This window comes from Wenzhouxiangella sp. YN9, assembly GCF_056324165.1.
On sequence record NZ_JBJNIP010000065.1, the window covers coordinates 35,236 to 44,319 of the forward strand.

Below are 9,084 nucleotides of genomic sequence, written 5' to 3' on the forward strand. Positions count from 1 at the left end.
GGAGGCAAAAGCTCCAGGATATAAAACCTCACCAACCGTCTTGAACGCCCGCCTCTTAACACTTAACACTTCACACTTAACACTTAACACTTCACACTTAACACTTCACACTCAAAAACTATAGCGTCAGATATCGAGGTGAGCGACTTCAAGGGCGTTTGCTTCGATGAATTCACGCCGTGGCTCGACTTCAGTGCCCATCAGGGTCGAAAAGATCTCGTCGGCGGCAACGGCGTCCTCGATAGTGACCTGCAGCAGGCGGCGGGTTTCCGGGTTCATGGTGGTATCCCACAGCTGTTCCGGATTCATCTCACCCAGGCCCTTGAAGCGCTGAAAACTGCGGCCCTTGCGGGATTCTTCCATCAGCCAGTCGAACACTTCGGCAAAGCGGGTGACCGGCCGGCGGTTGTTGCCGCGTTCGATGCGGGCGCCTTCTTCGAACAGATCGTGCACCGCCTCGCCCACCATGGCCAGCTGTCGATACTCCGGCGAATTGAAGAACGAAGTATCGAGCACCGTATCCTGCACCACGCCCTGAGAGTGACGTGAAATCGCGACGCCGCCGCCGGGCAGCGGCTTGATGTGCCAGGTGACGCCCGCCGGCGTCGCCTGCTCCAGCCGGGTGCTGAAGGCCTCGGCCCAGACGTCGAAGTTGGTTTCCTCTGAAAGTGGTTTGAAATCAACAAGTTGCTCAACCACATCGACATCGTAACGCAGCTTGAGCCGTTCGCCGATCATGCGCGCCTGCTGAAAGTTCTTCAGCAGCTCGCCCAGTGCGGCCGCATCGATCGCCGGCGCATCCGTCGAAGGATACAGGGCAGCACCGTCGAGCGCGCGCTCGAGCAGGTACTGATTCATCTCGCCCTCATCCTTGAGATACCACTCCTGCTTGCCCTGCTTGATCTTGTACAGCGGCGGCTGGGCAATGTAGACATGGCCGCGCTCGACCAGCTCGGGCATCTGCCGGTAGAAAAAGGTCAGCAGCAGGGTGCGGATGTGCGAACCGTCAACGTCGGCGTCGGTCATGATGATGATGCGGTGGTAGCGCAGCTTATCGATATCGAACTCTTCCTTGCCGATACCCGTTCCCAGAGCGGTAATCAGGGTGCCGACCTCGACCGAGCTCAGCATCCTGTCGAAGCGCGCCTTCTCGACGTTGAGAATCTTGCCCTTGAGCGGCAGGATCGCCTGGTTTTTGCGGTTTCTGCCCTGTTTGGCAGAGCCGCCGGCGGAATCACCCTCGACCAGAAAGAGTTCTGACAGCGCAGGATCCCTTTCCTGGCAGTCCGCCAGCTTGCCGGGCAGGCCGGCCACGTCGAGCGCGCCCTTGCGGCGCGTCATGTCGCGTGCCTTGCGCGCGGCCTCGCGCGCTCGGGCGGCCTCGATGACCTTGCCGACAATCACCCGGGCATCGTTGGGATTCTCGAGCAGAAAATCGCGCAGATGGCTCGACAGCGCGGACTCCACCGCCGGCTTGACGTCGGAGGAAACCAGCTTGTCCTTGGTCTGCGATGAAAACTTGGGATCCGGCACCTTGACGGACAATACCGCGATCAACCCTTCGCGACAGTCGTCGCCAGTGGTCTGGACCTTGGCCCGCTTGGCCAGGCCTTCCTCGTCGATGTAGTGGTTGATGGTGCGCGTCAACGCAGCACGAAACCCGGACAGGTGGCTGCCACCGTCCTTCTGCGGAATGGTGTTGGTAAAACAGAACACCGACTCCTGAAACGAATCCGTCCACTGCAGGGCGGCTTCCACCGTGTTGCCGTCGACTTCGGCGACAAAGTGCAGGGGCGTGGGATGCAGCGCGCTCTTCTTCTGGCTCAGGTGCTGTACAAAGGAGCGAATGCCGCCTTCATACATGAAACGGTCCCGCTTGCCGCTGCGCTCGTCGATCAGTTCGATCTCGATGCCGGAGTTGAGAAAACTCAGCTCGCGCAGGCGCTTGGCCAGTATCTCATAGTGAAACTCGGTATCCGAAAACGTCTCCCGGCTGGGGGTAAAGCGGATCTCGGTCCCGCTGCGGCTGCTCTCGCCGGTGGCTTGCAGCGGTGCCTCCGGTATGCCGTTGCGATAACTCTGGTACCAGCGCTGACCCTGGCGATGAATGACCAGCTCGAGCTTTTCCGACAGCGCGTTGACAACCGACACACCAACGCCATGCAGCCCGCCCGAAACCTTGTAGGAGTTGTCGTCGAATTTGCCGCCGGCATGCAGTACGGTCATGATGACCTCAGCGGCTGAACGGCCTTCTTCCTCGTGCATATCGACGGGAATGCCACGGCCGTTGTCACAGATGCTGACCGAGCCGTCGCCATGCAGAATCACCCGCAGGCGGTCGCAATGACCGGCCAGAGCCTCGTCAATCGAGTTGTCGACGGCCTCGAAAACCATGTGATGCAGGCCCGTACCGTCATCGGTGTCACCGATGTACATGCCCGGGCGCTTGCGAACAGCATCCAAGCCCTTGAGAACCTTGATGCTGGTAGAACCGTAATCTTCTTGCGCCATGTGGATGGAGTTTCCAGGAAGGTTTGCGCACACCGGGGCATCAACTTGCCGGCCGGCGACTTATTCGTTTGATTATATCACTGCTGTGAAATTCGGCCATGTTCCACGTGGAACACTCTCGCCGCCGCCGGTGCTTCGCTGGTGGCGGTCACCCAGCTCTGGACGGATTCGCGTTCGAGCCAGCTCAGCAAAGCGTCAAGATGCTGCGCGTCCAGCTCCGAGACCGGATCGTCGATCAGCAGAAGTGGGGCAAGTGATTGGCCGTCGGCCAGCATGCGGTACTGGGCCAGCAACAGCACGATGGCAATCAGCTTCTGCTGACCACGGGAAAGCTCTGAAGCCACCCGGTTCGCGCAAGAAAGCACCAGCTCGGCCCGATGCGGGCCGTAACGGGTGAATCCACGCTCGCGATCTCGATCACGCTGGTCACGGAGCACGGTGGCCAGCTCGGTGCCGGACGGCTGGCCATCACGGTAGCGCAGTGCCAGCGGCCCCGGCAGGCGAAACTCCAGCTCGCCTTCCATGGCGCGCACGTGCCCTGACAGCGCCTCGATCAGACCGTGGCGGGCGTGGCTGATTGCTTCGGCGGCGCGCAGAAAATCCGGCTCCAACGCGTTGAGCACCCCGTCGGCAGCGCGGGTCTTCAGCGCGGCATTGCGCTGACGCAGCAGACGGGCGAAGCGTTGCCAACCGGCCAGATAGGATGGTTCCACGTGGAACAACTGCCAGTCCAGGAATTGACGCCGACCAGCCGGCCCCCCGTTGATCAGCTCGTGACTGCCGGGCTCGATCAGGGTCAGGGGGAGCAGGGCGGCGAACTCGCTGATTCGCTGGCTGTCGCGACCGTCGATACGGCCGCGCCATCCTGCGGAATCACGCTCGACGCCCAGCCTCTGGCCGCTGTCGCCGCGGCGGGTCACCACGGTTAGCGCCTGTTCACCACTGCGAATCACCCGGCCCATTCGCGCCGAGCGAAACGACCGTCCTCGCGCCAGCAGATAGATCGCCTCCAGCACGCTGGTCTTGCCGGCCCCGTTGGGCCCGCAAAACCAGTTCATGCCGGACGCCGGTGCCAGCTCAACCGGCTCGAGGTTGCGCACCCCCCGGATCGACAGCTGGTCCAGGCTCAAGAAGACTCGCGCGGCGTGGTCATCCGCGTCGGCTACAGCTTCAGGGGCATCACCACCTGGCGGACGTCCTCGCTGTCCAGGTCGGTGATCAGGCAGGAGCTATTGGCATCCTTGAGCGATATCGCCACCTTTTCGCCCGCCATCGAGTTGAGCGCGTCCATCAGGTAATTGACATTGAAGCCCACCTTGAGCTTGTCGACGGTGTGTTCAGCTTCGATCTCCTCGGTGGCTTCTTCCTGCTGCGGATTGTGGGCCACGATGCGCAGAGTGTCGGGCAGCATTTCCAGGCGCACGCCGCGGTACTTTTCGTTCGACAGGATCGCCGCGCGCTGCAGCGCGTGAATGAACTCTTCGCGAGCGACCTGCATCGGCTGCTCGGAAAGCAGCGGAATCACCGCCTCGTAATCGGGGAAGCGTCCGTCGATCAGCTTGGTGGTCATCACGATACGCTCACGATCGACCCTGAGAAACCCTTGGCCGAGCATGATCTTGAGCGGTTCGTCGATGTCTTCGAGAATGCGGTTGAGTTCCATGACCCCTTTGCGCGGCACGATCACACTGCGCATCTCGCCGCTGATTTCCGCATCCGTTTCCGCCAGCGCCAGGCGATGGCCGTCGGTGGCCACCGCGCGCAGCTGGCCGTCGCGAAACTCCAGCAGCAGGCCGTTTAGATAATGGCGTACGTCCTGCTGCGCCATGGCAAACGAAGCCTTTTCAAGCAGCCATCTCAACCGCCCTTGATTGATCTGCCAGGTCTGCAGCGTTTCGGCCTGATCGCTGGAGGGGAACTCGCTGGCCGGCAGCGTTGCCAGGCTGAAGCGGCTGCGACCCGCGTGCACCGCCAGTTTGTTTTCGTTGAGCTGAACGTTGACCTGCACTCCCTCCGGCAAGGCCCGGCAGATATCAACCAGCTTTCGCGCCGGTACCGTGATGGCACCGGTTTGAGCGACCTCGGCCTGGGCCCGCGCAACGATCTCGACTTCCATGTCGGTACCGGTGATGCGCAGACCCTCGTCGACCGCTTCGATCAGGAAATTGGCCAGAACCGGCAGCGTTTGCCGGCGCTCGACCACGTTGACGACCTGGGAAATGGGCGCGAGCAGCGTCTCACGTGGAATCGAAAACTTCATGATTGCTCCTTCATGTCGAAGCAGTCGGATGACTGTTTCTGTTTTGTTTATATAAAGAAATAAGCAGTAACAGTAGGGCCTGTTGAAACTGTTGAAGAAACATTTTTCCCCTCATAATCAATTACTTGCCACTCCATAACCGCAAGGATAACCGGCGGTGAAACCTGTTGAGTCTTTGTGGATAACTCGCCCTCGAAAACTTGTCCACAGCTTGTTCAGGCTCTCCCCACAGCTTGTTCCGGCAAGCGATGATTCATGCGGCCCTTCAACTGGTCAATTCTCGGGTCAGACGGGCGTGTTCCTCACGCAGGCGCCCGTCCGACTCGCACAGACTCTCGATTTTACGACAGGCGTGCAGCACTGTCGTGTGATCGCGACCGCCGAAGGCGTTGCCGATTTCCGGCAGCGAGTGTTCGGTCAGCTGCTTGGTCAAATACATCGCCATCTGCCGCGGCCGTGCAATCGAACGGTTGCGCCGGCGTGAGAGCAGGTCGGCAACCCGCAGCTGATAGAAATCCGCCACCACTTTCTGAATGTTTTCAATGGTGATCAGACGATCGTGTACCGCCAGTACGTCGCGCAGAATCTCCTGGGTGTAGTCCACGTCGATGCTGCGGCCCGAGAAGCGGGCGTTGGCGATCAGCGAGTTCAGCGCGCCCTCCAGGTCGCGAACGTTCGAACGCATGCGGCGCGCAATCAGGAAGGTCACGTCGTCGCTGAGCTCGAGCTCGCGCTCGCCGGCCTTCTTCTGCAGAATGGCCACCCGGGTTTCAAAGTCCGGCGGTTCGATCGACACCGTCAGCCCCCAGCCAAAACGCGAGCGTAGCCGTGCCTCGATGCCATCCACCTCCTTGGGGTAGCGATCACAAGTCAGGATGATCTGCTGACGTGATTCGAGCAAGGCGTTGAAAGTGTGGAAGAATTCCTCCTGCGAGCGGTCCTTGCCGGCGAAAAACTGAATGTCGTCGAGCAGCAGGGTGTCGACCGAGCGGTAGCGTCGCTTGAATGCATCGATACTGTCGCGGCGGAGCGCCTGAATCATTTCGCTGACGAATTTCTCTGCGTGCAGGTACATGACCTGTCGATTCGGGTTGGCCTCGGCGATGAAGTGGCCGGCAGCGTGCAGCAGGTGGGTCTTGCCCAGGCCGGTGGAGCCGTAAAGCAGCAGCGGGTTGTAGACGGTGCCGGGGCTGTTGGCCACCTGGTTGGCGGCGGCAAAGGCCAGTTCGTTGGACTTGCCCAGCACAAAGTTGTCGAAATGATAGCGCTCGTCCAGACCCCAGGCGCCGCCGCGCTCGGCCTGCGGCTCCAGGCGCGGCGCCTCGCGGCTGCCCACCTCGATGCTCACGGCCTCGCGCCGGAAGCCGTGATATGCAAAGAACTCGCGCATCATTTCGAGGTAGTGCTGGCGCACCTGGTCGCGCACCAGATCATTGGGCGCGCTCAGCCGCACGCGGCTGCCGTCGCTGCCATCGAGCTGCAGCGGACGAATCCAGGTGTTGAGTTCCTCCAGCGGAATCTGCCGCTCAAGGCGCTCGAGGCACTGTTGCCAAAGGGCACCTACCGGATGATTGGGCTGCTGCTCGGTCATAAGTGGTTCAGTCTAATCCTCATGTGGGCTAAATTCACCCTGCGCGTCGCGGCCGCCCCCGATATCAGAGCGTTGACACGCAAGCAATCTTGAAGTTATGATTTCCGTCTTTTGTCAGGCCTTCCTGAGCGGCGTGGCGTTGACGGAAGCGTGATGTCGTGGTCGGGGCAAAACCGGCGCCGGAGCGAACCGGCCGGCCATTCTATCGTCAAAGCCATCGCCAAAACACCAACAGCTTACGGATTCAGTCATGAAACGGACATTCCAGCCCAGCAGAATCAAGCGCCTTCGCCGCCACGGCTTCCGTGCGCGCATGGCCACCAGATCAGGCCGCGCGATCATCAACGCGCGCCGCGCCAAGGGTCGTAAACGCCTGGCCGCCAACCCGGGCCGGTAGTCCGCAGGCAAATGCCACGGCGGCAGCGCCTGCCCAGAACTGCACGCCTGCTCAGCGGTGCGCAGTTCAAGGCGGTTTTTGCCGGTCGTCGCTCCTGCGGTAACGAACTCTTCCGGGTGCACTTCGTTCCGTCCGACCAGGCGCGTCTCGGCATGGCCGTGTCGCGCCGAGTGTCGAACAAGGCGATCGATCGCAATCGTATACGCCGCCGCATACGCGAGACCTTTCGCCTGCGGCGCGATCGTCTTGCAGCGATGGACTACGTGGTCGTGGCTCGATCGGCTGCTCGCCATGCCGATCCCCGCGTCCTGAACGCAAAACTCGAACAACTCTGGCAGCGGTTTAGCGACAATCCATGAATACGCGCAGTTTCCTTCTTCTACTCATCGGCCTGCTGGCCTTCATGGCGTACCTCGAGTGGCAGAAGGACTATGCACCGCCACCGCAGCCCGAGGCCCGCACCCCGCAGCAGTCCACCACGGATAACGGCAGCCTGGCCGCAGCGGGCAAGGCGCCCGCCGAGCACGACGGCGAAATTGCCGATCTGCCCGACGTGCCGGATTTTGCCGATGACGCTGAAACTTCCGACGCTTCCGGCCGGCTCGAACCCGCAGCAGAGAACCGTCAGCCGGACGCACAGCCTGCGCTCCGGGCGAGCCGCCGCATCAGCATCGATACCGACGTGCTCAACGTCGATCTGGATGCCAACGGTGGCACCCTGGTTGATCTGCGCCTCAAGGATTATCCGGTCAGCGTCGACCAGCCCGATACGCCTTTCGAGCTGCTGGTCGAGGATCTGCCGCGGCTGTTTGTCGCCCAGGCCGGTCTGATCAGCGCCGACCGACCGGCGCCGAATCACCGCAGCGACTGGGAGTACGAGCGCGACTCCTACACGCTCGAGCCGGGAGAAGATACCCTCGAAGTGCCACTGACCTGGCGGCATCAGTCGGGCCTGGAAGTGATTGCCACCTGGATTTTCCATCGCGGCAACTACGTTGTCGATCTGCAGGTGGAGGTCATCAACAACAGCGCTGAGCCGTGGCAGGGTGCGCGCTACCTCCAGCTGCAGAAAACGCGGCCGGAATCGAGCAGCGGTTGGGCCTTCACCAACCCCGAACGCATCAGTTATGACGGTGCTGCGGTTCACTCGCCGGAAGACGCGCTCACCAAGCTGGGCTGGGATGATATGGCGAAAAAGCCGTTCCAGGCCACCTTCAGCGGCGGCTGGGCGGCGATGATCCAGCACTATTTCCTGGCCGCCTGGATTCCGCCCGAGGGCCAGCGCCATCGCTACACCACGCGCCAGGTCAGCAGCGGCGGGCAGCTGCCACGCTACCTGATTGCCGCCACTTCACCGCAGGTGATGGTGCCGCCGGGCAGCCGGCATGAATTCAACGCCCGCCTGTTCGCCGGCCCCAAACTGCAGAACCGCCTCGACGAGGTCGCACCGGGCCTGCGCCTGACCGTCGACTACCGCTTCTTCACCATCATCTCGCGCCCGCTGTTCTGGGCGCTCGACCACATCCATACCCTGATCGGCCACTGGGGTTTCTCGATCGTGGTGCTGACGCTGCTCATCAAGCTGCTGTTCTACAAGCTCACCGAAAAGCAGTTCCGCTCGATGGGCAAGCTGAGAAAGCTGCAGCCGCGCATCCAGCAGCTCAAGGAACGCTACGGCGACGACCGCCAGAAGTTCGGCCAGGCGATGATGGAGATCTACAAGAAGGAGAAGGTCAACCCGCTCGGCGGCTGCCTGCCGATCCTGGTCCAGATCCCGATCTTCATTTCACTGTACTGGGTGCTGCTCGAGTCGGTCGAACTGCGCCAGGCCTCGTTCTTGTGGGTGCCTGATCTGAGCCAGCCCGATCCGTACTTCATCCTGCCGATTCTCAACGGCGCGTTCATGATCATCACCCAGCGCCTGATGCCGGCCGCGGGCATGGATCCGACGCAGCGCAAGATCATGCAGGTTCTGCCGGTCGCATTTGCCTTTCTGTTCGCGCTCTTCCCGGCCGGCCTGGTGCTCTACTGGGCCACCAACGCAGGCGTGTCGCTGGCCCAGCAGTGGTACATCCTCAGGCGCCTGGACAAGGAAGAAGAACGCCGCAAGCGTTGATCCGGTCGGTTGGTTAACAGACCGACCTGAATATGGTAATCTGGAGCGGAATTTGACCGACTTCGCATAATCGGTCGACTTCCAAGGGGGGTCCCACCGTTTTACGGCACTTTTTTGAAGTGCTGGTTCAGTTGTATCCAGCCCCTTGCAGAGTGACGCCTCGATACGGAGGCGCTGTATTGCCTGGGCCATTCCTTTGTGACCGCACA

General features: G+C 61.4%; 7 protein-coding genes. 3 read left to right on the forward strand and 4 right to left on the reverse strand.

Features of this window, described 5'->3' with window-relative positions; translation table 11 throughout:
• Window positions 1-126 precede the first annotated feature (126 nt).
• The 4 genes from gyrB to dnaA form a co-directional block, all read right to left on the reverse strand.
• Complete coding sequence (gene gyrB, locus ACEWQ0_RS03530) at window positions 127-2,511, reverse strand: DNA topoisomerase (ATP-hydrolyzing) subunit B (RefSeq protein WP_476484508.1); 2,385 nt, start codon at window positions 2,509-2,511, stop codon at window positions 127-129.
• 77 nt (window positions 2,512-2,588) lie between these two features.
• Window positions 2,589-3,641 (reverse strand): DNA replication/repair protein RecF, encoded by a 1,053-nt coding sequence (recF, locus tag ACEWQ0_RS03535; protein WP_476484509.1) that lies wholly within the window; start codon window positions 3,639-3,641, stop codon window positions 2,589-2,591.
• Window positions 3,642-3,673: 32 nt separating this feature from the next.
• Window positions 3,674-4,771, reverse strand: a complete 1,098-nt coding sequence (gene dnaN / locus ACEWQ0_RS03540; protein WP_476481966.1) for a DNA polymerase III subunit beta — start codon at window positions 4,769-4,771, stop codon at window positions 3,674-3,676.
• Between the two features lie 265 nt (window positions 4,772-5,036).
• Window positions 5,037-6,362, reverse strand: coding sequence for a chromosomal replication initiator protein DnaA (dnaA, locus tag ACEWQ0_RS03545; protein WP_476484510.1), 1,326 nt, complete (start codon window positions 6,360-6,362; stop codon window positions 5,037-5,039).
• Between the two features lie 250 nt (window positions 6,363-6,612).
• Between dnaA and rpmH the strand changes: the two genes are divergently transcribed.
• Genes rpmH through yidC form a run of 3 tightly spaced genes read left to right on the forward strand, consistent with a single transcriptional unit; the run spans window position 6,613 to window position 8,875 of the window.
• Entirely contained in the window at window positions 6,613-6,759 is a 147-nt protein-coding gene (gene rpmH / locus ACEWQ0_RS03550) for a 50S ribosomal protein L34 (RefSeq protein ID WP_476481968.1), read from the forward strand.
• Window positions 6,760-6,770: 11 nt separating this feature from the next.
• Window positions 6,771-7,118, forward strand: coding sequence for a ribonuclease P protein component (rnpA, locus tag ACEWQ0_RS03555; protein WP_476481969.1), 348 nt, complete (start codon window positions 6,771-6,773; stop codon window positions 7,116-7,118).
• Window positions 7,115-8,875, forward strand: a complete 1,761-nt coding sequence (gene yidC, locus ACEWQ0_RS03560) for a membrane protein insertase YidC (protein ID WP_476484511.1) — start codon at window positions 7,115-7,117, stop codon at window positions 8,873-8,875. The genes rnpA and yidC overlap by 4 nt, the downstream gene beginning before the upstream one ends.
• Window positions 8,876-9,084 lie beyond the last annotated feature (209 nt).